20 protein-coding genes are annotated in these 23,537 nt (G+C 41.4%); 7 read left to right on the top strand and 13 right to left on the bottom strand.

The genetic code is table 11. The annotated features are described in order from the left end of the window. Nucleotides 1-42 precede the first annotated feature (42 nt). The 6 genes from CLHUN_RS09605 to CLHUN_RS09580 all read right to left on the bottom strand — a co-directional run bounded on the left by CLHUN_RS09605 (nt 43) and on the right by CLHUN_RS09580 (nt 7,430). Nucleotides 43-582, bottom strand: coding sequence for an ECF transporter S component (locus CLHUN_RS09605; protein ID WP_080064370.1), 540 nt, complete (start codon nt 580-582; stop codon nt 43-45). 35 nt (nt 583-617) lie between these two features. Further along, the gene (locus CLHUN_RS09600) at nt 618-1,868 is read right to left on the bottom strand and encodes a homoserine dehydrogenase (protein WP_080064369.1); all 1,251 of its coding nucleotides are present in this window, start codon (nt 1,866-1,868) and stop codon (nt 618-620) included. Nucleotides 1,869-1,958: 90 nt separating this feature from the next. Further along, nucleotides 1,959-2,399: an ACT domain-containing protein gene (locus CLHUN_RS09595; protein ID WP_080064368.1), complete on the bottom strand. Its 441-nt coding sequence runs from the start codon at nt 2,397-2,399 to the stop codon at nt 1,959-1,961. Between the two features lie 155 nt (nt 2,400-2,554). Next, entirely contained in the window at nt 2,555-4,054 is a 1,500-nt protein-coding gene (gene thrC / locus CLHUN_RS09590; protein ID WP_080064367.1) for a threonine synthase, read from the bottom strand. Nucleotides 4,055-4,202: 148 nt separating this feature from the next. Then, nucleotides 4,203-6,191, bottom strand: a complete 1,989-nt coding sequence (locus CLHUN_RS09585) for a methyl-accepting chemotaxis protein (protein ID WP_080064366.1) — start codon at nt 6,189-6,191, stop codon at nt 4,203-4,205. Nucleotides 6,192-6,356: 165 nt separating this feature from the next. Continuing rightward, entirely contained in the window at nt 6,357-7,430 is a 1,074-nt protein-coding gene (locus CLHUN_RS09580; protein WP_080064365.1) for a patatin-like phospholipase family protein, read from the bottom strand. Between the two features lie 251 nt (nt 7,431-7,681). Between CLHUN_RS09580 and motA the strand changes: the two genes are divergently transcribed. Both motA and CLHUN_RS09570 read left to right on the top strand, forming a co-directional pair. Then, entirely contained in the window at nt 7,682-8,479 is a 798-nt protein-coding gene (gene motA, locus CLHUN_RS09575; protein ID WP_080064364.1) for a flagellar motor stator protein MotA, read from the top strand. Nucleotides 8,480-8,482: 3 nt separating this feature from the next. Further along, nucleotides 8,483-9,208, top strand: a complete 726-nt coding sequence (locus tag CLHUN_RS09570; RefSeq protein WP_080064363.1) for a flagellar motor protein MotB — start codon at nt 8,483-8,485, stop codon at nt 9,206-9,208. 66 nt (nt 9,209-9,274) lie between these two features. Here CLHUN_RS09570 and CLHUN_RS09565 read toward each other — a convergent pair whose 3' ends face one another. The 4 genes from CLHUN_RS09565 to CLHUN_RS09550 all read right to left on the bottom strand — a co-directional run bounded on the left by CLHUN_RS09565 (nt 9,275) and on the right by CLHUN_RS09550 (nt 13,976). After that, nucleotides 9,275-10,411, bottom strand: coding sequence for a tetratricopeptide repeat protein (locus CLHUN_RS09565; RefSeq protein WP_242656485.1), 1,137 nt, complete (start codon nt 10,409-10,411; stop codon nt 9,275-9,277). Nucleotides 10,412-10,440: 29 nt separating this feature from the next. Beyond that, on the bottom strand, nt 10,441-11,715 hold the full coding sequence (locus CLHUN_RS09560) for a bifunctional folylpolyglutamate synthase/dihydrofolate synthase (protein ID WP_080064362.1): 1,275 nt from the start codon (nt 11,713-11,715) through the stop codon (nt 10,441-10,443). Nucleotides 11,716-11,810: 95 nt separating this feature from the next. Next, nucleotides 11,811-12,395 carry a hypothetical protein gene (locus CLHUN_RS09555; RefSeq protein ID WP_080064361.1) on the bottom strand — a complete coding sequence of 195 codons (585 nt, stop codon included), beginning with the start codon at nt 12,393-12,395 and terminating at the stop codon, nt 11,811-11,813. A gap of 228 nt (nt 12,396-12,623) precedes the next feature. Continuing rightward, complete coding sequence (locus CLHUN_RS09550; protein ID WP_080064360.1) at nt 12,624-13,976, bottom strand: glucose-6-phosphate isomerase; 1,353 nt, start codon at nt 13,974-13,976, stop codon at nt 12,624-12,626. Between the two features lie 290 nt (nt 13,977-14,266). Between CLHUN_RS09550 and CLHUN_RS09545 the strand changes: the two genes are divergently transcribed. Beyond that, nucleotides 14,267-14,494 (top strand): alpha/beta-type small acid-soluble spore protein, encoded by a 228-nt coding sequence (locus tag CLHUN_RS09545; RefSeq protein ID WP_080064359.1) that lies wholly within the window; start codon nt 14,267-14,269, stop codon nt 14,492-14,494. A 69-nt stretch (nt 14,495-14,563) separates the two neighbouring features. On the opposite strand, the gene CLHUN_RS09540 is transcribed toward CLHUN_RS09545, so the two are convergent. Beyond that, the gene (locus CLHUN_RS09540; RefSeq protein ID WP_080064358.1) at nt 14,564-15,454 is read right to left on the bottom strand and encodes an oxidoreductase; all 891 of its coding nucleotides are present in this window, start codon (nt 15,452-15,454) and stop codon (nt 14,564-14,566) included. Between the two features lie 329 nt (nt 15,455-15,783). Here CLHUN_RS09540 and CLHUN_RS09535 point away from each other — a divergent pair, with 329 nt between their 5' ends. Beyond that, the gene (locus CLHUN_RS09535) at nt 15,784-16,341 is read left to right on the top strand and encodes a TetR/AcrR family transcriptional regulator (protein ID WP_080064357.1); all 558 of its coding nucleotides are present in this window, start codon (nt 15,784-15,786) and stop codon (nt 16,339-16,341) included. Nucleotides 16,342-16,493: 152 nt separating this feature from the next. Here the strand turns inward: CLHUN_RS09535 and pheT are convergent, their stop codons facing one another. Together pheT and pheS are read right to left on the bottom strand one after the other, a co-directional pair. Next, nucleotides 16,494-18,875 carry a phenylalanine--tRNA ligase subunit beta gene (gene pheT / locus CLHUN_RS09530; RefSeq protein WP_080064356.1) on the bottom strand — a complete coding sequence of 794 codons (2,382 nt, stop codon included), beginning with the start codon at nt 18,873-18,875 and terminating at the stop codon, nt 16,494-16,496. 12 nt (nt 18,876-18,887) lie between these two features. Next, a complete protein-coding gene (gene pheS / locus CLHUN_RS09525) occupies nt 18,888-19,919 on the bottom strand; it encodes a phenylalanine--tRNA ligase subunit alpha (RefSeq protein ID WP_080064355.1) in 1,032 nt (343 codons plus the stop codon). Nucleotides 19,920-20,625: 706 nt separating this feature from the next. Here pheS and CLHUN_RS09520 point away from each other — a divergent pair. From CLHUN_RS09520 to CLHUN_RS09510, 3 genes are all read left to right on the top strand, one after another. After that, nucleotides 20,626-21,804, top strand: a complete 1,179-nt coding sequence (locus CLHUN_RS09520; RefSeq protein ID WP_080064354.1) for a hypothetical protein — start codon at nt 20,626-20,628, stop codon at nt 21,802-21,804. Between the two features lie 47 nt (nt 21,805-21,851). Then, nucleotides 21,852-22,799: a coiled-coil domain-containing protein gene (locus CLHUN_RS09515; protein ID WP_080064353.1), complete on the top strand. Its 948-nt coding sequence runs from the start codon at nt 21,852-21,854 to the stop codon at nt 22,797-22,799. Nucleotides 22,800-22,869: 70 nt separating this feature from the next. Continuing rightward, the gene (locus CLHUN_RS09510; protein ID WP_080064352.1) at nt 22,870-23,475 is read left to right on the top strand and encodes an ABC transporter permease subunit; all 606 of its coding nucleotides are present in this window, start codon (nt 22,870-22,872) and stop codon (nt 23,473-23,475) included. The last annotated feature ends 62 nt before the right edge of the window (nt 23,476-23,537 follow it).

Genomic DNA, 23,537 nt, shown 5'->3' with positions numbered 1-23,537 from the left:
TGTCTGCTTTTACAGGGTACAACTTATTTATCGAATGTTGTACTAGTTCAAGCTTTTTATAGGCTTTCTCCTATCCAAAATTGCTGTAAATACATATGCAAATACCGCACTGGCTCCACCCTGGACAAGATTTCCCGGTACTTCGGAAATAATTGCGGCTATGGCCAGAGAATTGTCTATCATCCTGTAGAAAGTCAGTTCAAGTATAAAATACCCCGCCACAATAATAAGCGCGCCTGCAACCACTGCCACAACCCTTCTTGCATACGCAGGCCTCTGTCCTTCCCTTCTGCCTGCAACAGCTCCTACCACATAGCCCTCGATGCCCTTGACTATAAAGGTGATAGGTGCAAATATAAATGCACCGTATGCAATGTCAGCCAAAGCCGAGCCGATTGCACCGGCTACAAGACCCGACCTTTTACCCAGCAATATGGCTGCTATCATAATGGCTGCATCCCCAATATTGAAGTATCCGGGAGGAACAGGACTTGGAATGTGCAAAAACGGCAGATAGGTTATTATAAAGACCAAAGCAATCATCAAGGCTGTAAGTACAATTTTTCTTACGGATATTTTCATTTATCAGCAACCTCTATTCCTGTGATTTGAATATTCTATTCCTCTTCTATTCTTATATTATTTGCAATATCCATAACTGAATTCATGGCTTTAAGACCAACCAGCTTTTCCTTGATTTCCTTTTCCATAAGGACAGGCGTAAGAAAAGCAACCTCAACACCTTGAACCTTTGAACCCAGGTCAATAAATTCAACCTCCCCGAATATTGCCTTTATATCGCTTCTTGCATCAGCGGCCTTGTCTGTTGCCACTCTGACAAGAAATTTAGCCGGACTTTCCTCAATGGCTATGACATTATTTTCATTATTTCTCACCCATACATTTTTAGTGCCATAGTCGGGATGCTTTGCTATATCTATAATATCTGCAACAACAGCACTTGCCGTTGGAAGCTTTCCCGCTCCTCTTCCATAGAACATGGCATCTCCTATGGCATCTCCTTTGACAACGATGGCATTGAATACGTCTTCTACATTTGAAAGAGGATGCTCCTTTGAGATAATGGCCGGGCTCACACGGGCAAATATTTTGTCTCCAAGCTTTCTGCTTATGGCTATCAGCTTTATAACTCCGTTCATTGCTTCGGCATATTTCATATCTGCCGTAGTAACCTTTGTGATGCCTTCGGTATAGATATTTGAGGAATCAACATATTCATTGTAAGCTATGGAGGAAAGTATAGCCAGCTTTCTGCAGGTATCGTGCCCCTCTACGTCAGCAGTGGGATTCTGCTCCGCATACCCGTTCTGCTGCGCTTCCTTCAATGCAGCCTCAAAGCTCTTCCCTTCCTTCTTCATCTGGGTGAATATATAATTGGTGGTTCCGTTTAAAATACCAGTAATCCCTTTTATTTCATTTGCTGCAAGGCACTGATTCAAGGGGCGGATAATAGGAATGCCGCCGCCGACACTTGCTTCAAAAAGGTAGCTTACACCCTTCTCACTGGCCAATTGCAAAAGTTCAGGCCCCTGTGATGCCACCAGCTCCTTGTTTGAGGTTACAACACTCTTCCCCGCCTCAAGGGCCCTTCTGGTAAATTGAGCAGCAATGGTAGCACCGCCAATGGTTTCAACAACTATATCCACTTCTTTATCATTAAACACATCATCTGCATTTTTAGTAAGGACATCCTTATCCGGACTGTCGGGAAAATCACGTATGTCCAGTATCCATTTAACTCTTATTTCAGTCCCTGCCCTCTGGGCTATACTCTCACTGTTTTTCCTTATGACCTCGGCAACCCCCGAGCCAACCACTCCATATCCTAGAATTGCTACGTTTACCATTTAAACCTCCAAATCCCCATATGTGAACAGCCATAAATCCTGACTAAAAAATTGCACATTGGACTAAATATATATTTTCTGATTTTTGCACTACCTTGCAAGTATTTCACATCTTCTTACTCCCTCAATCTTGCTTATCTCACCCATCATATTCTGGATATCCTCCTTCATTTCAAAGGTCTCAATCGATATGGTAACATCAGCAAGACCATTGATGGGTATATTCTGGTTTATGGTCAGAATATTCGCATTAGCGGCTGCGATTTTATTTATAATACTGGATAGTATCCCAGAAAAATCTTCTACAACAAAAAAGAGAGTTATTACCTTTCCTCTGGATGTTTCATAAAAGGGGAAAACGTAGTCCTTATATTTGTAGAAAGCACTTCTGCTTATTCCGACTTCCTTAACAGCATCATTGACAGTTTTTATCCTGCCGGTACTCAGGATTTTTTTTACTTCTATGACTTTACCAAAAACCTCCGGCAAGATAACAGAATCAACTAGAAAAAAAACCGATTCCCGCTTCATTAAGTCCTCCTGTCCACCCAATGCGTACAATTGTATTTCCTTGGTGTAATATTAGCACAATTTTTCAATTATTGCAACACATATTGCATCACAAAAAGGAGCATTAATCCTATACGGATTAATGCTCCTATAATATTTGCCTGCTTTCGGAAATCCTATATATTAAGGGCTTCCTTTACCTTTTCAATCATATGGGTCGGTTCGCAGATTTCCTTGTGCAGAACCGGTTTCTTATCAAGCTCCTTCAGAGGTGCCGGTATAGTGAGTCCGGACTTCTCAGACAGTACGGAAAGCAATTCAAACTCAGTCTTTCCGTTAACCGCGCCCTCCCCTGCAATGGCCTTAACAACGCTTTCATTGAATTTGAACGGGCTGGCGGTGGAAACAATCACTGCCTTTGTAACATCACTGGTGGATATGACATACTTGTCATAAACATCTACCGCAACAGCAGTATGCGTATCCAGGACATAACCCGTCTCCGAGTATACGCTTTCTATTGTCTTTAAAGTATCTGAATCATTTGAGTAACCTGCCCAGAATACATTTTGAATCTTCTTTTTTGTCTCCTGGTCCACCGCATAGGTTCCTTCATTTTTCAACTTGTTCATCCAACCGGCCACCTGCTCGGAGTTACCCTCCGTAACCAGATACAACAATCTTTCAAGATTGCTGGAAATCAGTATGTCCATGGAAGGTGACAGGGTCTTTTTAAATTCTCTGTTTTTATCGTAAACACCTGTATTTACAAAGTCAGTAAGCACATTATTGTCATTTGAAGCACAAACAAGCCTGTTAACGGGCAGCCCCATCTGCATGGCATAGTATGCGGCAAGTATATTTCCGAAATTACCTGTGGGTACAACAAAATTTACTTTTTCTCCCACTTCTATCTCTTTGTTTTTCAGCATATCTGCATAGGCGGAAAAATAATAAACTATCTGAGGAACAAGCCTGCCCCAGTTTATAGAATTTGCCGAGGAGAACTTATAGCCGTTGTCCTGCAGAAGAGCCGCAACATCTTCATCGCTGAATATCCTTTTTACACCGTTCTGGGCATCGTCAAAATTTCCGTTTACGGCTATGGAATATACATTGCTCCCTTCCTGGGTAACCATCTGCATTTTCTGCACCTGGCTTACACCCTCACTGGGATAGAATACGATGATTTTTGTTCCTTCTACATCCCTAAAGCCTTCAAGGGCTGCCTTGCCCGTATCTCCGGAAGTTGCCACCAATATGACTATTTCTTCCTTCTCTCCGGTTTTTTTCAGAGCCTTCACAAGAAAATGCGGGAGTATTTGAAGGGCCATATCCTTAAAAGCACTGGTAGGTCCGTGCCAAAGCTCCAATACATTCACCGAGTCGTAGAGCTTATGCAAAGGCGCAATAGCCTCCGTTCCAAACTTCTGAGCCGTATATGCCTGATTTACGCAATCCGTCAATTCGCTGATAGTATAATCATCCAGATATCCTTCAAGAATCTTCAAGGCTCTTTCCTGATAAGTCATCTCACTCATTTTCTGAATGTGTTCATTGTCAAAATGAACTGTCTTTTCAGGTACAAAAAGACCTCCGTCAGCCGCAAGACCTCTCTTTATCGCTTCAGCAGCGCTGACATTTGAACAATTCCCTCTGGTGCTTCTATATAACATTTTTACCTCCTGCAAGGTGAACCCGGTATCAGCGGTTCAAACTTCTATAAATAAATGAATAAATTAATAATTCCCTGTTTCATTAAACCTTATGATATAATAAATGCTCAAAAAATGCAAATCCAATGCTGAATTTCTGCAAAAATTCTTACATTTTAAACTGGGACATAAGGTAATGAAGTCTTTGTACACTGTTCTGAGTATTTTCAGCCTGCTTTGTAACCAATTCAGTCATATTGGCTATATCAGAAGTCTTTTGTGCAATGTTCTCCGTTCCTTCCGCACCCTCACCGGCAGCCCTTGTAACATCTCCGATTGCCTTGCTTATATCCTGTATTGACGCCAGAAGCTCTTGTGAGGTTGCGCTGAAATCCGTTACCAGTTCGTTTATCATGGAAGCATCCTTGCTGTATTGTTCACCTGTTGCGACCATCCTTGTGTAGTCGTTTGAAACCTGGCTTTCGAGAAATTCCAGAACCTGGCCGGAATTTTCCTTAAGGTTTTCCACCGCTTCAATCACGGTTTTTGTAACCTCCTGAATCCTCACTACCGTGTGCTTTGAGTCATCCGCAAGCTTTCTTATTTCATCGGCAACCACGGCAAAACCCTTTCCGGCTTCTCCGGCTCTTGCAGCTTCTATGGCAGCATTTAACGCCAGAAGATTTGTCTGGGAGGTAATGTCCAGAATTCCGTCTGTCAATGTACTTATTTCCGCAACTGCATTTGATTTCTCTATCGCTTCTCTCAGTCTGTCGTTAACAGCCACTCCAATTTCCTGAGCTGCAGCCTGTGAGTTTCTGGCGGTAGCCTTCAGTTCCTCTGCTCTTTCACTTATTTCTGCGGCAGTTTTTGCACCCTCCTGAGCCTTTGCGGCAATTTCACCCACGGCGTTTTCTATTTCGCAGGTGGAAGCAGTCATCTCCTGGGAGGAGGCGGCAGTTTCCTCCATACCTGCAGAAAGTTCCTCTGTGGTGGCCGAAACGTCTTCAACATTGGAATTAAGTCTGTCAATATTCCCTGCAATCTCATTTACATCCGACTGGACAGTTTTTGTAACCTCCAGAACCGAATTGAAGGACAGGCGGATATTATCTGTAAAGATATTGAAGGCCTTTGCCATATCACCAATTTCATCCCTGGATTTTGTTTTAAAATTAATGGTTAAATCCTTATTCTTTCCTGCAGACTCTATGGCATCTCTGAATTTTTTAACGGGTCTTGTTACGGAATGTGCGACAAAGAAGGCCAGAAGCGCCACAACAAGGATGGTTATGACTGAAATAAGATAGTAATTGTTTCTCAGGTCCAATATGTCCTTAAAGACTATGTCACTATTCACCTCCAGTGCAAATATCCAATTTGTACTGGGTATTCTGGTGTATTCAATCATCTTTCCTGCACCGTTAAAAGTATAATTCATATGTCCGGTTGTTCCGCCTTTGATTTTGTCAGCCAGCTCCTTATACTCGACATTTTCTTTAAAATCCGTATTTATCAGTTCCTTTTCAGGATGCGCCAGTATTATTCCGTTGGCATCAATGAGAAAACCATGACCTATGCCGCCCAGTTCCAGATTGGTTACCATACCTGTCAGGGTATCCAGAAGGATATCCTCTGAAACAACTCCATAGAACTTTCCTTCCTTATTCAATAATGGGTAGCCTATGGACACGGCATACTTATTCGTTACCTTGTCAAGATAGGGATCTGAAAAATAGAGCCCCTTTTCAGGATGTGCCTTCACTCCCTGATACCAGCCCCGGGTTCTGGGATCATAGCCATCATCCGGCACCCAGCCTGACCCGTCAATGAAGGTTCCGTCTTCAAGACCTACATATATATCCGATATGTTTTTTGCATTCGTTTCCGCCTTCAAGGCCTGAAGATGCTCAGCGGTAATATCTTCTTTGGTCTCGGCATTGTTCAATACCAGCCCTATTGTTTCCACAACCTTTGCATTCTCATTAATCCAGCCGTTTAACTGGTTGGCAACTCCCGAGGAAGTTGCGGTGAGCTTATCCTTTATATCCTGTTCCGCCTGATTCTTTATAAACGAATAACCAAGCAACGCCACTGGTATAAACGATATGATTGCTACTACCACAAAAAAAGATATAAGTTTTGCTTTAAGTTTCATAAGTAAACCCCCATTTAGTACGCATATTTTATCGTCATTGACAAAATGCGAGCTTTTTCTACATGTCTTTTTAAATTAAATATACTATGTGAGTCATTTTATTGTCAATCAAAATCATTGGCAGTCAGGTTATTTTAGTCCCTTTCATCCATTTTTCAAGGTCAATTACCTCCACCCCCAGTTTTTCTTATGCATGTTAATAAGAAGCTTCTGAACGGCAATTTTACCCTGCTGGTACAAAAACTGCATGTTTTCGGGACTGATATCGAAGTCCAGAAAGGATATGCTTCCGGTGTTAATGTGAGCAATATTGTCTATGTTGTATGAGTTTTTAGGTACTCCGGTATCATGCGAAGAAGAAAGCAGCTTCTTCAGTATACTTTCGGCCTGCTGCAGCTCTTTGGGCTCCTTTCCTTCGAGTTTCAGGCCTATAATATTGGACTGTGCACTGTCTATAAGCCATACCGGAAAATTGTCAAGCACACCTCCATCAATTATAAAGTGCTGTTTCATATAATAGTTCTCTTTTTTCATAAGCACGCAGGGCCGGAATACAAACGGTACGGAAGTGCTCATTCTCACTGCTCTTGCCACCTCGAACTTGTCAGGGTCTATATTGTACAGGGCAATATCGTCAGGCAGAACTATCACTTTTCCGGTATTGGCGTCTACCGCTGTCATTCTGACCTTATAGCCTCTTGGATTTACCTTGTCGGGAATTCCTCCCCTGAAATCACTGAAGGTGTATACGCCCTTATTTGCCAGCAACTGCCTGATCCACCTTTCCAGCAGCTCGCCATCCAGGAAGGCATTCTCCTGGCTGAAGGCAATGAGGTTGCTCAGGAAATTCCCGCGGATACCCTTGAAATCTTCCTTATATCTTTTCATATTTTGCAGTTCCGGATAGTCCTGCATATACAGCAAGGCTTCTATGTCGCTGTCGCTGACAGTATTTCTTTCCTCCATAAGCTTCCTTATTCTTAATCCGATTGAAGAATTAAGACAATCACCCCCTCTTATCTTTAATATGCTGAAATCAAATTCTCTGAGAATCCTTATAAGCTCTCTTGAAGTATAACCTGCTCCAATCAGTGCTCCAATCATGGCCCCGGCCGATACTCCCGCTATATTGCCAAAATACCTGTATCTTTTTTCCAATTCCTCATAGGCTCCCACAAAGGCTATACCCTTGATGCCCCCACCGCTGAGTACAAGATTTAAAGCATTATTAACATCCATTTGAAATTTCCCCAATTTAAATCTTTCTAAAGTATATATATTACTATTTTGCAATAAATAGTATATTTAACAGCCCGGTTAACTCAAATGGAAAATTATATTTTGCATAAAAGTTGAAAAAAGTGTTTCAAATATTACCGGCTCATGGTAGAATTCTTATGATGAAACTCTTTTTTTCTGCTTAATCTACCATTTCTTATAAGCAGTTACCGAAATATTCAAAATATTACATATAATTTATGAGGTGCTAAATGGATATATTTTTACTTATTGGAGTTGTTATGGGGTTCCTGGCAGTGGTTGTGGGAATGATTGTAAAGGGTGCTGATGTTACCGTTCTTTTGAATCCGGCTGCGGCCATAATTATCATAGTTGGAACCATTGCAGCCGTTATGAATTCCTTTCCAAAAAGGGAATTTCTCAAAGTCCCGAAGATTTTAGGCGTTTTATTCAGAGATAAGAAAAAGGAAAACCCTGCGATAATGATTGAAAAGATTGCCGAGCTTTCTCAGACTGCAAGAAAAGATGGTCTGCTGTCTCTTGAATCTGTAATTCAGAATATTGACAACAAGTTTTTGAAAAAAGGTCTCGGAATGGTTATAGACGGAATAGAACAGGAATATATTACCGAGGTGTTAAACAGTGAGATAGACAGCATGGAGGACCGGCACAGGGCAGGAGCAAGCATATTTTCAACGGCAGGAGGAGCAGCGCCTACGCTGGGAGTTCTGGGAGCCGTTATCGGTCTTATAGGTGCTCTTGGAAACCTGAACGACACCGAGAAACTTGGTCACATGATTGCGGCAGCCTTTGTTGCCACACTTTACGGTATATTCTTCGGCTATGTAATTTGCCATCCTTTTTCTTCAAGATTGAAGCGTAAATCCCATGAAGAAATAAATACCATGCGCATAATGCTGGAAGGCATACTGTCCATTCAAGCCGGTGAAAATCCCAAAAGCATCATTTTGAAGCTGTCAGGCATGCTTGAACCCAAAGAAAGGGCAAAACTGGAGCAGAACACTGAAAATGCTGGAAAGGCAGGATAAAATATGTCCAAAAAGAAGGTACATCATGAGGAGCACGTTGATGAAACCTGGCTTATACCTTATGCAGATATGCTCACTCTGCTGCTTGCTCTTTTTATAGTAATGTTTGCAATGAGCCAGTTGGATAATGCTAAATTTCAAAAAGTCAGTGAACAGTTCAATATTATTTTTTCAGGGGGATCAGGGGTTCTTGAAAAAGAAGGCACGTCCTTAATCCCCATGGAGGATCTTCCCTCGCTGAATAAGCAGGAAGACGACATAATGGAGCAGATAAAAGAGGATATCGAAAAGGAAATCAAGGGCAACGGCTATTCCGACAAGGTCAGTGTTACCTTAAACGACGAGGGCCTGGGAATTTCCATTCAGGATGTGGTGCTGTTCAATTCGGGCAAGGCGGATGTGCTGCCGGGGGTTCACGCCATGCTGCTGCATGTGTCAGATATTGTGAAAGGCCTGGATAATGATATAAAGGTTGTGGGGCATACCGACGATATTCCCATCAATACTCCTCAATTCAGGTCAAATTGGGATTTAAGCGCCATAAGAGCGATAAATGTTATGAATTTCTTTATTGACAATGGAGGCTTGAATCCTGAGAGGTTTTCCATACAGGGATTTGGCCAATACTCACCGAAGTATGACAACTCAACTGTGGAGGGAAAAGCAAAAAATCGGAGAGTGGAGATTGTAGTTATACGTAAATACCCTTTGGAGCAGGACGAGAAATAAAATAAAAAGGAGCCGTTGTTTTGGTCGCTCCTTTTTTTATTTTTATCTGTATTTTATTATTTACTGCTATTGAATGGAACTCAATCTGCTTTTTGCATATTTTACATAGGATGACTGCGGATACTGGTTTATAAGCTTTTCATATGCCTCGGAGGCTTTTTGCTTGTCGCCTTGCTCGACATAACTTTTACCAAGTATATAAAGGGCTTTATCTCCGAAAGACCACTTGTCACCCAATTTAAAGACCTTTTCCAGCTTTTCTATTGCTTCCTGGTACTTTTCGCTGTTATACAGCGTGTTTCCCTGGGTAGTGAGCAAAGATGCGGCCTTAGGGTCAACGTCCTTTTTAAGTGAGTCATATTTTTTTTTCAGATCTGCATTTAATTCTTCAACAGGGATAGTACTCAGTTTGTCGGAGGCTTCTATATATTTTTTCTGACTGTTGAGGGAAGTTACCTGGGACAGGTCTCCCGACAGCTTATATTGCTTCAATTGCAGGTTTGCAGCATCAAGCTGCTTCTGAAGCTCCAGGTTCTCGGCCAGAGCCCTGTCATAATCTTCATTTGTTGCGGCATTTGCAGCCGGCTCATTATCAATGGGAGCCTCCCCTGAATCTTTAGCTGCCATAGCAAAGAACAGGACTGCCGCCACCAGGCAGACAATTCCAAACAGGTTAAAAGCAAGTGCAACCGAAGGCTTTTTAAGCTGTTCTCCAAGCTTTTTAAAAAGTATATATTCCTCCTGTACTTCCGCTCCCCTGTGTTGTTCCTCCCTCTTACCAGCTTCTTTTTTGACCTTGGAGGGTTTTTGAGGCTTTACGGCACTTTTGGCAGGTCTTGAGCTCTTCTTCAGGTGTCCGCCCTCTCCTGAGGTTATAAAATTCAGGTAATCCGCAGCTTTTAATACGGTATTTTCCCCCTGAACCACCTTTCCAAACAATTCCTGCGCCTTATCCAACTGATTGGTATAGGCATAACACAGGCCCAGCAAATTTACGGCCTCATAAAAATCCGGGTTTACAGCTATGACTCTCTTAAGTTCAATCATTGCAATATCTTCGCTGCCGGTCTTAAGGTATTCAATAGCCTTGTTGTACGCTTTTACAGAATCAATTACTTTTTCGGATACCTGGTTTTCCTGAGAAAATCTATCTATATCTATAGGTGTAAAACTTTTGATTTCCTGATTAATATCCATGAACATTAACATCGGCTCCCTTCAAATATAAACTTTTATTTGAAAATTTCTCTTATCTGGCCAATCATATACAGCGATCCAAAAGCGCATACCACACTATTTGGGCCGGCATTATCCAAGGCCATTTTCAAGCCATTTTTTAGATTAATTCCATCTTTAACGTATCTTGAATAGCTATTAAGTTTTTCTGCCAGTTCACCGGAAGACAGCGCTCTTGGACTATCAGGTGTTACAGTGATTATAAGACTGGCCTTTGAAGCCATAAGCCCCATAATGCCATCATAGTCCTTGTCCCCTAAAAATCCGACAATAAATATCTTTTCCTGATGAAGAAAATATTTATCAAGGGCTGCATTCAGTGATTGCGCACCTTCCAGATTATGTGCCCCGTCTATTAAAATCATCGGTCGGGTATTTATTATTTCCAGCCTTCCCGGCCAAACAGCTCTTGCTATGCCATTTCTGATATTATTATTCTCAATTTTGTAGCCTTTATTTATGAGCATTTCGCAGGTGTCGATGGCCACTGCGGCGTTATAAAGCTGGTGTTCACCCAGCAGTCCCATCTGAAGGCTGTGATAGTCCTTGTAATCGAACATCTGACCTTCCAGCCCGGATTCTTTAATACTCAGGGTTCCAAGCTCCACCCAATGCAGCTCTGCTTCCAGCTCACCGCAAACCTCTTCAAAAACCTTCCGAACTTCAGGAGGCTGCGGATAAACCACAACAGTTCCGTGTTTTTTGATGATTCCCGCTTTCTGATAGGCTATCTCGGCCAACGTATTTCCCAGTATGTCTGTATGATCCAGGCTTATGGTGGTAATGACGGCAACCTCCGGGGTATCTATGGCATTGGTGGAGTCATATCTTCCGCCCAGCCCCACCTCCAGAACAACCATATCACACTTCTGCCTGCAATAATATTCAAATGCCACAGCAGTAATTATCTCAAATTCAGTAGGATGATCCCTGCCCAGTTCCAGCATCAAGTCTATCTTTTCTTTCACAAAGGAAATTATTTCCGACAATTCCTCCGGCTCTATTTCCCTGTCATTAACCTTTATTCTTTCTGTAAATCTCTGTATATAAGGTGAAGTAAATATTCCTGTCCTATAGCCGGAATCCATTAATATGTGACTTATAAATGCAGTTGTTGAGCCTTTTCCATTGGTTCCGGCCACATGAATGAACTTAAGCTTTTTTTGAGGATTTCCCATAAGATCCAACAGCATTGTTATACTTTCCAAACCCAGCTTACTTCCAAATTTTAGTGTGCCATGAATATATTCCATGGCTTCCTGGTAATTCATTTTTTACGGCTTCCTCCAATTGTTAAAAAGAGTGAAATTTCCTAAGCTTCATGTACAAATAAACAATATCAGTTTTTGCCAATACAGTCAATTCCCTATTCCAAAAGCCGGTTAATTTCACTTTTGGTAAGATATGCAGTATTTATGCCCATACTTCCAAGAGCCGCATTATCAAATATGACCATCCTCGAAAGCTTGAGCCTCTCCTCTTCGTCAAGGTCAGCAAACGCAGACAGGTTGCTTTCAGAATCATCAGTTGAAAGATAGTACCTCAGTCCTTCTGAAGGCAGCAATTCTTTAAATTCCTGCTGGCACCAGATTTCACCCGGTATCAGTGCATATGTCTCAAAACCTTCTACCTTCTTTCCCTCCAGAGATATTGACAGCACTCTTCTTCTCTCACTTTCAACAGTCTTTTTGTTCAAATATTCGATTCCCAACTGCTTAAGCCCTTCCATAAATTTTTCAGAAAGCTTTTTTTTATCAGAGGCATCCATATTCAAAAGTGAACTGTTCAATTCTATAAATAGTGAAGCATCAGCTTTAAGGGCAGAAATTATTCTGTAGCTCACCTCCGGGTTCTCCATTCTTTTTCCCGAATAGGACAGGGAAAAGCTTGATATCTCTTCATTGTATTTGTTTTCTGCATTTGAAAGCTTTAGCTTAATCTGCTTATCCATGGTAAGTCCCTTCTTCTTGAAAGTTTATGTTGCTTCGACTGATTTTATTATATACTTCCGGTTAATAATTGTGAATAGCACGTGTGAAATACGGGAAATAGCCGGAAATGCCCGCTAACCATGACCTTTTGAAGGCTGCAACCGGCATATATGAAAACAGCGGTACATAAGAATTCCTTCTCATATACCGCCAACTGGTTTAACTGTTTTTTAACTGTTTTTTATGGACTATTTCCCCAATCTTGCCTCAAGCTCTTTCTTTTGCTCCTCATACCCGGGTTTTCCCAGCAGTGCAAACATATTCTTCTTGTAAGCTTCAACTCCCGGCTGGTCGAAAGGATTGACTGCCAGCAGATATCCGCTGATTCCGCAGGCCTTTTCAAAGAAGTAAACAAGATTGCCGAAATAGTATTCATTCAGTTCGGGAACATCGATGACGAAATTAGGCACCCCGCCGTCAGTATGCGCAAGCATGGTTCCTTCCAAGGCTTTATTGTTGACAAAGTCCATCTCCTTGCCGGCCAGGAAATTCAAGCCGTCTATATTGTCCTTGTCTTCCTTTATGGTAATGCTCTTCTTTGCTTTTCCCACATGTATTACTGTTTCAAACAGGTTCCTGAGCCCATCCTGTACATATTGCCCCATGGAGTGCAGGTCTGTGGTAAAATCCACACCCGCAGGGAAAATTCCTTTTTGATCTTTTCCTTCGCTTTCACCGTAAAGCTGCTTCCACCATTCTGTAAAGAAGTGCAGTGACGGTTCATAGTTTACCATAATCTCTATGGTCTTGTTCTTATTGTACAGGGCATTTCTTGCAGCGGCATATCTGTAGCAGTCGTTGTTTTTAAAATCAACCTCTTTGTAAAGTTTGCAGGCATCGGCGGCACCTTGCATAATCCTGTCTATATCCGCACCGCACACTGCTATAGGTAAAAGGCCCACTGCCGTCAATACGGAAAATCTTCCGCCTACGTCATCAGGTATTACAAAAGATTCATAGCCTTCCTCGTCAGCAAGCTTCTTTAGAGCTCCCCTGGCCTTGTCGGTGGTGGCATAAATTCTTTTCTGCGCTTCCTGCCTGCCATATTTATTTTCCATATACTCCTTGAAAATTCTGAAAGCCACTGCAGGTTCAGTGGTAGTTCCCGACTTGGAAATAACATTTACCGATATTTCCTTTCCTTCGATGAGTTCCAGCAAATCACTTACGTAAGTGGAGCTTATATTGTTTCCCACAAAATAGATTTCCGGGGTTTTACGCTTGTTTTTGGGAAGCATGTTATAAAATGAATGGGATAACATTTCTATTGCAGCACGGGCTCCAAGATACGAACCCCCTATGCCTATAACTATAAGAACCTCCGAATCCGCTTTGATTTTTTCCGCTGACTTTTTAATTCTTGCAAATTCTTCCTTGTCATAATCAAGGGGAAGATCCACCCAGCCTAAAAAGTCATTTCCTGGTCCGGTTTTGCCGTGCAGCATTTCATGTGCCTGCTTTACATATCCTTCAAAATAATTGATTTCATAATCGCTCAAAAAATTCGAGGCCTTTGAGCTGTCAAAAGTGATTCTTTCCATTTAAATTGCCCTCCGTATTTACTATTTACCTTCCATTATTTTTGTAAAAACTCGTGTTTATCCCTAAGTATACCAAATGAAACCAGCAATTTAAAGTTATATTCCAATTTTATTACATTTTTAAAAGTGCTTTACTAATCCTTTTTTATCATTCAGGCCCAGTATTCGAAATATTTACTAGGTGTCAAATTTCTCTTTTGTTGCAAAATATACTCAGGAATCTTTAAAGCATTTTTATAGGTTCCTGAAGCAGAAGGCTTAATTATTTTTTACCAAAAAGGAGAATTATTATGTCAAGACCAAAAACACCACTTGTTGAAGATAGCAGAGCAGCATTAACAAAATTCAAAATGGAATGTGCTGCTGAGATTGGAAGAACTCAGTTTACAAAAGAAAACAACGACCATTACAAGGGAGACCTGACCTCCAAGCAGAACGGCTCCGAGGGCGGACCCATAGGCGGACAAATGGTCAAGAAAATGGTTGAAGCCTATGAAAACGGTATGAAGGGCAAATAGGCACATATGCTGTTGCTAAAGCCATTCTCCATTACAAAAGCAGAAATTAAAAAACAGTTGGGATAAATCTCAACTGTTTTTTAATGAAGCCGATGCCATTCTGCCCATGCTGGCTATCAGCATCCTGTTGAACCTGTCATATGATTTGTCGGACAGAAGCTTTCTCAAGAAGATAGAAGGCTTGGCCAGGAATCCGGCTATATACCGTGTTTTCGGATTATTTGACCTGATTGCCTTTTCAATAACTCCTGCTATGAGTTCCGGATTCATTGTTTTTCTTGCATACCTTGCCATTATGCCTGAACCCGTATCAGAATTTGCCTGACTGAAAAAAGCCGCATGTCTTCTGGCCATTTCTCCATATGCGGAATTTCCGGAAGTTTTCAGCAAGTTATCCCCTGCAATACCGGCCCATTCGGTTTTGATTCCACCGGGCTCTATGACAATAACATCGATTCCAAAATCCTTAAGTTCCATACGAAGGCAGTCACTTAAGCCTTCAACCGCATATTTTGCAGAATGATACCATGCTCCAAGCGGCTCATAAATTTTACCGCCGATTGATGATATATTTATAATTTTACCGTATTTTTTCTTCCGCATATCCGGCAATACCAATTGAATCATTCTGGACATGCCGAACACATTTACCTCAAACTGGCGTCTTGCCTCATCAACCGGTACATCTTCAAGTGCGCCGTAAGAACCGTAACCGGCATTGTTTACAAGAATATCGATACCACCGCTTTCGGAAGCAACTTTATTTACTGCCGCTACCATGGACCCATCCTTTGTTACATCCAATTCCACAATATTTATTCCCTGCTCCTTCAGGTCAGCCATTTTTTCAACTCTCCTGGCTCCGGCATAAACACAGTACCCGGACTTATTCAAATATATTGCCGTAGATCTGCCGATTCCCGAAGATGCTCCTGTTATAAATACTACCTTTCCTGTCAAAGAAATCCCTCCTCTTGTCTGGAATATTAATTCCAAACTTATTATATATCCAAAACAGATAATTGTCAAATATTTTTAGAATATTTATTCCATATAAAAATTAAAATTCTAAGTTATAATAAATATTTAAAGCATTTAATCACTATTTAAAATTTTTATTAGAATTTTAATTCCATTATAATATTAATAGAACAAATTACTTTTGACTTGTATAAAATGTATCAAATGAAAACTGGAATATTTCCTCCATTGTTGACATTGAATCCTATAGAATATACAATTTAATAGAAAATTAAAGGGAATCGCTTCCTTAAAACGAGGTGTCAAAATTGGGAAAACGTGAAGATATATTAACGGCAACACTAGAGCTGATTACTGAGGAAGGCCTGCAGTCAGTCACTTTTGCCAAGATTTTTAAACGTGCAAACGTGGGTTCAGGTACACTGTATAATTATTTTCAAAACAAGGAGGAATTGGTCAACGCCTTATATAAAGAGATAATCCGGCATATGTCCGATTTCTGTATCCAGAATTACGACCCCGCCGCGCCACTCTATGAGAGATTTAAATTTTTTCTGAAAAAAATAGCGGACTTTTCAATAGCTTACCCAAAAGAGCACTGGCTTGTAGATAATTTTTCACATTCGCCGTATATTTCAGAGGAATTGAGAAATATTGAGGACCCTACCATGAAGGAATTTTTCGCGGTAATTCTTGAGGGCCAGAAACAGGGTCTTATCAGAGAAATGGATATCATGCTGTGCTGCTCCATAGCAGGCGGAATTGTCACCTCTGTCATCAAAGGTTACCTGAACGGAAAGTATCTGCTTACGGAGGTTGAAATCCAGCAAACTATTGAGGCTTGCTGGAAAGCAGTAAAAGTTTAGACCTTATCCAGATTGCTTCAATTATTTCTGTAATTAACTTGAAATTACAGATGAATATATAGCGATACAAAATAAAAATCCTCCGGCCAAATCTTTACTTCCATGACCGGAGGATTACATTTTTTAAAGTTTTTACTTGACCAGTCTGCAGCTTACCTCAGCGTATGGCCTGCACTGTTCATGTAATCTATGAGACTGTTTGCAAAAGCGTTTATTTCATCACTTGACAAGGTCTTTTCAGCAGAACCGATTATAAATCTGAAAGTCATACTCTTTTTGCCTTCTGGAAGACCCTTTCCGTTATATAGGGTCACGAAGCTGAAGCTGTTGAGTAATTCCGATTTAAATCCGGCAATATCTTCCCCAACCTTATCAAAGGTAATGGCATTATCCACCAGGAAGCTGTAGTCAAGCACCACTTCGGGAAATTTTGAGGGATCCTTATACTTAATGACCTCCGGAGCCATGGCCTGAAGTACCTCACTGTTTATTTCCAGCACGGCAACATTCAGCTTCTTACCTATATTCTTCTTAATCATAGGATGAACAACACTTATATAACCCATGAGCTTTTCACCGGCAGAAACATCCACCGATTTCATGGGGTGCACCCAATTGTACCTGCATGTACAAACAGGAAAATCAACCCTGGAATTCTTAAGTGCTTTTGCAATAAAGGCGATTATTCCTTTCAGGTCGTAGAACAGCTCGTCTTCGCTCTTGATTTTGCTGGCTGCCAATATGCATATATTTTTGTGCTGCTCACACTTTTCCGTTGTGGCTGCGGCTTCAAATACGCTTCCTATTTCAAACAGTGAAAAATCCTCATAGGACTTTTCATTTCTTTCAGCAAAGGCAAGCATTCCCGGAACCATGCTGTCCCTTAAGGTATCGGCATCCTGTGCCTGCGGATTCAGTACCTTTACCCGTCCGTGGGTCTCAATTCCCATCCTGCCGTTAAAGCTGTTGTCATACCAGATATAGCTGTTTACTTCGCTTGCACCGAATCTTTCTGAAAGCAGTTCTTTGACCTTGTGGTCCAAAAGCCTTTCCTCGTTATATTCCAGAGGCTTTAAGGCCACCTCCAGGGTTTGAGGCTGTATGTTGTCATAGCCGAAAATTCTTGTGATTTCTTCTATGATGTCAATCTTCATGGTGATGTCCTTGGTGGCTCTGAAAGTAGGTACCTTTATTTTAAAGGTATCACCTTCCACTTCAACCTTGAATTCCAAAGAACGTAAAATTTCCACCATCTTTTCCTTTGTCAGGGTGTTGCCGATATACCTGTCGATATAAGGTTTCGTTATGGTAATATCAATTGGCTCCAGCTTTTTGCAGTATACGTCGGTTAAAGCAGAAGCAAGCGCTACATCGGGCTGTATATCCTTTAAGAGCTTGACAAATCTCTTTATTGCCGTAACTGTCATATTGGGGTCAAGCATCTTTTCATAGCGGGCGCTGGCTTCTGTACGCAAACCGATTTTAGTTGAACTCTTTCTTGTGGAGGAACCCTCAAAATTAGCAGACTCCAATAATATGGAAGTTGTGTCCTCAAGTACCTCCGAATTTTCTCCTCCCATGATACCGGCTATGGCCACTGGCTTTTGCTTATTGCATATGAGAAGCACCTCTTCCGGCAGCTTTCTTTCCGTTCCGTCAAGTGTCCTGAATACAGTGGGCTCCTTTGTGGCCCTGACTACAATACCGTCTTCAACCTGTCTGCTGTCAAAAGCGTGCATAGGCTGCCCCATTTCAAGCATAAGGTAGTTAGTCAGGTCAACCAGCGGAGAAATCGGCCTCATTCCGCAGTAGAAAAGTCGTACCTTCATGTTCATTGCGGTCTGAAGCTTCTTGACACCGTCTATTTTCAGCCCGGAATACCTGAGACATTTTTCAGCATCCTCCACCGTGATGTCGAGCTCCGGCTTGGTCTTTGCCGCCTCCAGCCCATCCAACTGCATGGGCTTAAGCTCCCTGCCGTATATGGCTGCTATCTCACGTGCTATTCCATAATGTCCCCACAAATCAGGCCTGTTTGTCAAGGATTTATTGTCTATTTCAATAATTACATCATCTATATCAAGGATTGATTTGATATCCGTTCCAGGAGCGTAATCACCCTCAAGTACCAGCAGGCCGCTGTGGTCGTCGCTTATGCCCAGTTCCTTTGCAGAACACAGCATACCAAAGCTCTCTACCCCAACAAGCTTAACCTTCCCAAGCTTGGGCATATTTTTTACCGCCCCCCCGATTTTAGCCAGGGGCACCAGGATACCCTCTGCAACATTGGGTGCGCCGCAGACTATTTGGAGAATACCGTCCCCGGAATCCACCTGGGCGATTTTCAATTTTTTTGATTCCGGGTGAGGTACAACGCTCAGAACCCTGGCAACTACCACATCCTGTACCTCCCGGCCCACAAACTCCACTTCTTCCACCTCGGCAGTGGACATGGTAAACCTGTACCACAGCTCTTTTATATCTATCCCGCTTAAATCCACGTAATCCTTAAGCCAATTTAATGATAATTTCAACTCGTTTCCCTCCTACCTTACAGAAAATTGTTCCATGGCTCTTAAATCACCTGAATTAAGAACACGGATATCGCTTATTCCATATTTCATCATAGCAAGTCTGGTCAAGCCCAGTCCAAAGGCAAAGCCCGTATACTCCTCGGGGTCTATGCCTCCATAGCGCAATACGTTGGGATGCACCATACCGCAGGGAAGAAGTTCTATCCAGCCTGAATGCTTGCAGGTGGGGCATCCCTTTCCTCCGCAGATCATGCAGTTCAAATCCAGTTCAAAGCCCGGTTCCACAAAGGGGAAAAATCCTGGTCTGAGTCTTATTTTCACATCCCTGTTGAACACTTCGGACAGCAAAAGCTTCATAACATATATAAGGTTTGCAATGGAAACATTCTTATCAATCATCATTCCTTCCAACTGGAAGAAGGTGTTCTCATGAGATGCGTCGGTGCTCTCGTTGCGGAAGCACCTTCCCGGAGCGATTACCTTCAGAGGTGCGCCATACTTTTGCATGGCTCTTACCTGGCAGGGTGAAGTATGGGTTCTCAGCAAGGAACCGTTTTCAAGCCAGTAGGTATCCTGCATGTCCCTGGCCGGATGGTGCTTGGGTATATTTAAAGCCTCAAAATTGTAAAATTCCTCTTCAGCTTCAGGACCGTCAACAATATTGAAGCCCATTCCTGTGAAAATCCTCTCGATTTCCTTTTGAACAATGGTAACAGGATGAAGTGAGCCAAGCTTGAACTGGGTTCCCGGCAATGAAATATCAAAGCTGGAACCGCTGCTTAAGGATTTCTTTACGTCATTGGCACTGAGTTCACTGAATTTTGCTTCTAAAAATCCTGTCAATTCATTCTTTAACTCATTGGCCTCCTGTCCAAACTGCTTTCTTTCTTCAATGGCCATGTTCTTAAGGTCCTTAAGCATTTCAGTCAATTCGCCCTTCTTGCCCAGAAGCCTTACTCTTAGTTCTTCTACCTCGCCACTGCTTGCCGCCTGCTTGATTTTATCAAGAGCAGCGGCTCTTAACATACTGATTTTTTCAATCACGCGTATAATCTCCTTTCAAAATCCTATGGATATATCAAAAGTGTGAAAATTTACCAAAGTCAATAGTAATTGACTTTATGCCTGCACTGTTCACAGGTGACACGCCACCCTTGTTCCGGCTCCGGACTGTGGGGCTTCCTGCCTCTTGAGTACTGCAAGCGCTGCTTTTAAGACATAGATAAAGCCTCCATCCCCAAAGGGACGAAGGCATTCTTCGCGGTACCACCCAGTTTTTTTGAAGACAGCCGCCGTAAGCCCTGACAGCCAAAAGATAACTCAATCTTCAAACTCATTGCAATTTTAACGGTATTTACCGGCAGTTCCTACTGTAATCCGTCTTAAAGCCATAATACATGCAAGCGGAAATCAAAGTCAACCTTAATTGACTTTAGCACTGGTTCAGAACGCAGCTCCGGAGGGAACTTGGGCTGGTATTCCGTTAAAAGCACTTACAGCCAAGCCATATAACCGCCTGAATTTGTCAACACGGTACCGGCTTCTTGGTGCCTTCTCTCTGTAACGTCATGTCCTGCTTACTTTTCTCCATCATAGCTTTTATATATATTTTCTTAAAATATCTTCTTGCTATTATAACAATATAGGTAAAAATATTCAAGGGTGAGTTTTCACCTCTACTTGACGGTAATTTTTACAGAATATACAATAACAATAGTTGTTAATTTATTATTTTCTCAGAAAGGTATATATGAGCTATCGGAGATTAACCCTGATAATTGCCGGACAATTGGCGCTTTTATTTCCAGTTGTGTTTATGGCACTCAGATTGTTCCAAGGAAATACCGACTATCTTATTGCTTTTATGTTTTTTACAATTATTTTTTTATATACAGTCAGTTTTGTTATAAAGGAAATTAAAAATGTAAGAATTGATAAAAAATCAGGCATTCAAAGTGATATAATGATTTTTCATAATCAAAAATTACTATATAAATCACATAAGGACAATATGCCGCCCATTAGGCTTGCAACCTTTAGTTATTGTGACAAAGAAGAATACATAAGTCTTAGTGGAGATTACTCAAACATAAAGCTTATAAAAGGAAACCACTATAAAGTCAAATATTATAAAAATAGTGGTCTCCTGACCGACATAACACTTTATAAAGGGAGAAAAATAGGAAAAGCCATATCGAAAGTTTCAGGTGACCGAAAAGTATTGGGTGGGCCAAAAACCATTTTTTCATTGCTGGTTAACCTTTTACTATACGGGTTACCTGTATTTATTTTATTTTGGGGTGCTTATGAATTTTTCAAATTCCTTCAAAATGCACTCCTGATGAGCAAAAAAGATATTTTACTGATACAGCCTGATTTCCTTAAATCTACTTTCATTATTTTCGGCTTTGCGGCAATAATGCTGGTATTTCTGGAAAAAGTGGAACCAATAAGTTTTGGGAAATTAAATGACATCTATAAGAAAATTGGATTTCATAGAAGCTTGTCTATCTTATTAATATCATTTTTTATTGTTTTGTCAATTATGTTTAACACATATGTAAAAATTTCAGAAAACGGAATTGTAATGCATAGTATATACAGTAATAAGGTATACCCTCTAAAATCTGTTGACTGTATAAAGACATATCCTTATTCTTCAACCTACAGAAGAAAAGTCACTCTGAAATTGCAATACACTTTGTTTTTGGAGGATGGTCAGGCAATTGAACTGAATAAATCAAGAATCTTCTGGGATAAAGTCAGTCGGCTAAATGCAGCATTTTCCAGTCAAGGCGTTCCAATACGAAAAGGTTGCTTAGCCTATCCAGACAGTGTTGATTTATTTTTAAGTGAAGACCTGGATGTTGAGCGCGATATGGATAAACTGAAAGAAGTACTTATAATTGAAGAAATACCATTACATTAAGTGTTAATGGAGGAATTTAATAAAATCATTTATAGGAGGAATTTCACATGGACAATAACAGCTTTATGGAATTGAAAAATAAAATTGCAGCGCTGCCCGTATTGCAGGAACGTATGAAAAGTCTTTCCGGAAGATTGTATCAGGCCCAGGATGATGTCAAAAGCCTGCTTCGCAGGTATCAGTCCGAGGCATTGGATGTTGACGGGCTTCAGGAGGATAAGCTGTCCAATACTCTGCTTAAGCTCATAGGAATGCATGAGGGAAAGGTTCACAAGGAGACTCGTGAAATGCTTTCTGCAAAGCTGGAATATGACAAGGCTGTGGAAAGAGTAAAGCTATTAACCGATGACAGGGCTGAACTTGCCGGCAAAATCAGTGAATTAGCCGAGAGTAAAAAAAATTTTGATGCTGAATTTGAAAGACGTGAGAGCTTGCTTCGAAGCAGAATAAGCGGTGAGGCATTTATTTCCTATACCCAGTTGGAAAACAGGCAGCTTAATCTGTCCAGACAGTTGGCCGAAACAGAAGAAGCCATTCATGCTGCAGACCGTGTGATTGCCGCCGCTTCCAGCGCCCTGGGACATCTGGACAGTGCCGAAGGCTGGGCTACATACGATCTCTGGTCGCGCGGCGGCATACTCAACCACATGGCTAAATATGAGCATATCGATGACGCCCAGGCACAGTTGAATCATTTAAGTTCTCTGATAAAGGACTTTGAAAACGAACTGGAGGACGTGAACATGCAGCAGGTCTGCCAGAACGTGGGAATAGATTCCACTACAAGGGCTGTAGACTTCTGGTTTGACAACATATTTACCGACTTGAATGTCAGGGATAAAATCCGCGAGGATATATCCCAGGTTAACCTGCTCATCAGCCAGGTTGAAGGTATCATCAACAAGCTGGAGTCCAATAAGGCGGAGCTGGTAAAAGGTTTGAACGAAGCTCAAAGAGATAAGGATAATCTGGTAATGGGCTTCGAAATATCTTAAATATAAGGAATTCAATACTGTGTCAACTAGTTTTTGAATTTATTTCAAGCAGACTTAAGGAGGTTTTTTAATGGATAGATCTTCAATGTCAATGTCTCTGCTCTTGCTGGACGGTCTGGGAACCACGCTTTTTATTGCTCTTGCTTCACTATTAATATGTATCCTTCCCGGTTCACTGCTTTATTGGGGAAGGAAAAGCGGAATTAAACCCCTATACATATTGTGTACGGCCTATGTGGAATTTTTTGAAGGCATTCCAATAATCGCACAGCTTTTCTTCCTGTATTACGGCCTTCCAATACTCTCACCTGCGCTGTCGCTTACAGCGCCTTTGACCGCCATCATTGTCCTGTCTCTTAACGGTGCCGGAAATATTGCCACCTTCAGCAAGATGTTTTCACAGGTTGAAGGCAGCAGCCCTACCTTCAACAGCAAGGTTAAGACCCTTGTACTCTCGGCTGTCAAGGTATTCGGAGAGCTTGTCAAATACTCTTCCCTGCTGGCAGTAATCGGAATAACCGAACTGATAAGAGCGGCGAATATGTCCATGCAGGCTAAAATGGACATTTCCTTTATGGTAGGGGCTGTTATAATTTACGGTATAATAAACCTGACAGTTAAAATTCTTATTAAAGTGCTTCAAAGGCGATTTTCAGGTACAAAAAGGGACAGCTAGGCTGTCCCTTTTATTTTCTTAAAATCTCAGATTGTTTATACTGTATCACTCATATTTCACAT

It is taken from the genome of Ruminiclostridium hungatei, from assembly GCF_002051585.1.
GTDB classification, from domain to species: Bacteria; Bacillota; Clostridia; order Acetivibrionales; family DSM-1351; genus Ruminiclostridium; species Ruminiclostridium hungatei.
Note: the sequence above shows the minus strand (reverse complement) of the source record. Positions and strands in the feature narration are given on the sequence as shown.

What these genes read in the sequence shown, in the direction of transcription:
- CLHUN_RS09605 (WP_080064370.1), bottom strand. Translation starts at nt 582, where the DNA reads ATGAAAATATCCGTAAGAAAAATTGTACTTACAGCCTTGATGATTGCT.
- CLHUN_RS09600 (WP_080064369.1), bottom strand. Translation starts at nt 1,868, where the DNA reads ATGGTAAACGTAGCAATTCTAGGATATGGAGTGGTTGGCTCGGGGGTT.
- CLHUN_RS09595 (WP_080064368.1), bottom strand. Translation starts at nt 2,399, where the DNA reads ATGAAGCGGGAATCGGTTTTTTTTCTAGTTGATTCTGTTATCTTGCCG.
- thrC (WP_080064367.1), bottom strand. Translation starts at nt 4,054, where the DNA reads ATGTTATATAGAAGCACCAGAGGGAATTGTTCAAATGTCAGCGCTGCT.
- CLHUN_RS09585 (WP_080064366.1), bottom strand. Translation starts at nt 6,191, where the DNA reads ATGAAACTTAAAGCAAAACTTATATCTTTTTTTGTGGTAGTAGCAATC.
- CLHUN_RS09580 (WP_080064365.1), bottom strand. Translation starts at nt 7,430, where the DNA reads ATGGATGTTAATAATGCTTTAAATCTTGTACTCAGCGGTGGGGGCATC.
- motA (WP_080064364.1), top strand. Translation starts at nt 7,682, where the DNA reads ATGGATATATTTTTACTTATTGGAGTTGTTATGGGGTTCCTGGCAGTG.
- CLHUN_RS09570 (WP_080064363.1), top strand. Translation starts at nt 8,483, where the DNA reads ATGTCCAAAAAGAAGGTACATCATGAGGAGCACGTTGATGAAACCTGG.
- CLHUN_RS09565 (WP_242656485.1), bottom strand. Translation starts at nt 10,411, where the DNA reads ATGTTCATGGATATTAATCAGGAAATCAAAAGTTTTACACCTATAGAT.
- CLHUN_RS09560 (WP_080064362.1), bottom strand. Translation starts at nt 11,715, where the DNA reads ATGAATTACCAGGAAGCCATGGAATATATTCATGGCACACTAAAATTT.
- CLHUN_RS09555 (WP_080064361.1), bottom strand. Translation starts at nt 12,395, where the DNA reads ATGGATAAGCAGATTAAGCTAAAGCTTTCAAATGCAGAAAACAAATAC.
- CLHUN_RS09550 (WP_080064360.1), bottom strand. Translation starts at nt 13,976, where the DNA reads ATGGAAAGAATCACTTTTGACAGCTCAAAGGCCTCGAATTTTTTGAGC.
- CLHUN_RS09545 (WP_080064359.1), top strand. Translation starts at nt 14,267, where the DNA reads ATGTCAAGACCAAAAACACCACTTGTTGAAGATAGCAGAGCAGCATTA.
- CLHUN_RS09520 (WP_080064354.1), top strand. Translation starts at nt 20,626, where the DNA reads ATGAGCTATCGGAGATTAACCCTGATAATTGCCGGACAATTGGCGCTT.
- CLHUN_RS09515 (WP_080064353.1), top strand. Translation starts at nt 21,852, where the DNA reads ATGGACAATAACAGCTTTATGGAATTGAAAAATAAAATTGCAGCGCTG.
- CLHUN_RS09510 (WP_080064352.1), top strand. Translation starts at nt 22,870, where the DNA reads ATGGATAGATCTTCAATGTCAATGTCTCTGCTCTTGCTGGACGGTCTG.